Raw genomic sequence first — 1,304 nt, 5'->3', positions numbered from 1 at the left:
CGCCGATGCCCAACAACCCGGAGATGGGGCGCTTCTGGTCGTCGATGGAGTCGGCGCTGAAGAACATGACCGAGGGCCGCCAGCAGCCGAAGGAGGCGCTGGACGCCGCGGCCAAGCGGATCACGGCCAAGTAAGCCAGTTCATCCGCAGAGAARGCTCGACAAGACGATGAAGTACCGGCTGCGCCCCGGCCCGGCCCTGCTCGCCTTCGTGCTGCTGGGCGCGCTGTACGTGGTCGCGATGGTCTACGCGGCCGGCCAGACGCTCTTGGCCGGCACGATGCTCGCGATCACCGCGCTCGCGCTGTGGGTCTACAGCTCGGCGAAGACCTACGCCTGGCGCTACCTGTTCCCCGGCATCGCTGCGGCGCTGGTCTTCGTCGTCTTCCCGATGGTCTACACGATGGCCATCGGGTTCACGAACTACAGCTCGCGCAACCTGCTGGAGTTCCCGCGGGCGACGCAGTACTTCCTCGATGAGACCTTCCACGGCGGTGAGGGCGCGAGCTATGCGTTCACGCTGCACGAGGACGGGCCGGAGTTCCGCCTCCGGCTCGAAGACGCCGACAGCGGCAAGGCGTGGGTCAGCAGCCGGCTCGCGCTGGCGACGACCACGCCGCTGGAGGTGAAGCTCGCGCCGCAGGACCCGGCGCAGGCGCCGCTGGCCGAGCCGGCCCAGCTCAAGACCGTCATCGCCAGGCAGAAGCACCTGCAGGCGCTGACACTCGTGCTGCCCGACTCCCCCAACAAGCTCGTGATGACCGGCCTGCGCCAGTTCGGCGCAGTGCAAGCGCTGTACAAGCAGAACCCCGACGGCTCGCTGACGAACCAGCAGACCCACACGGTGCTGCGCCCGAACATGACCAGCGGCTTCTACGAGACCGAGGCCGGCGAGCGCGTGCAGCCGGGCTTCCAGGTCGGCGTGGGTTTCGCGAACTACCAGCGCATCTTCACCGACGCCGCGTTCCGCGAGCCCTTCGTGCGCATCTTCCTCTGGACGGTGGTGTTCTCGGCCCTCACCGTGTTCTTCGGCGCCGCGCTCGGCATGTTCCTGGCAGTCCTCTTCAACTGGGATGCGCTGCGCTTCAAGGGCCTGTACCGCACGCTGCTGTTCCTGCCGTACGCCGTGCCGGGGTTCATCTCCATCCTGGTCTTCAAGGGGCTGTTCAACAACAACTTCGGCGAGATCAACCTGATCCTCGATGCGCTGTTCGGCATCAAGCCGGCGTGGTTCTCGGACCCGCTGCTCGCCAAGGTGATGCTGTTGATCGTCAACGTGTGGCTGGGCTACCCGTACATGATGGT

General features: G+C 66.5%; 1 protein-coding gene. It reads left to right on the top strand.

What is annotated here, in order from left to right:
- Positions 1-168 precede the first annotated feature (168 nt).
- The coding region (malF, locus tag AC1D12_RS33465) for a maltose ABC transporter permease MalF (RefSeq protein ID WP_477845395.1) at positions 169-1,304 on the top strand (1,136 nt) is incomplete at its 3' end.

This window comes from Rhizobacter sp. P1_G5 (assembly GCF_056405435.1).
Note: the sequence above shows the minus strand (reverse complement) of the source record. Positions and strands in the feature narration are given on the sequence as shown.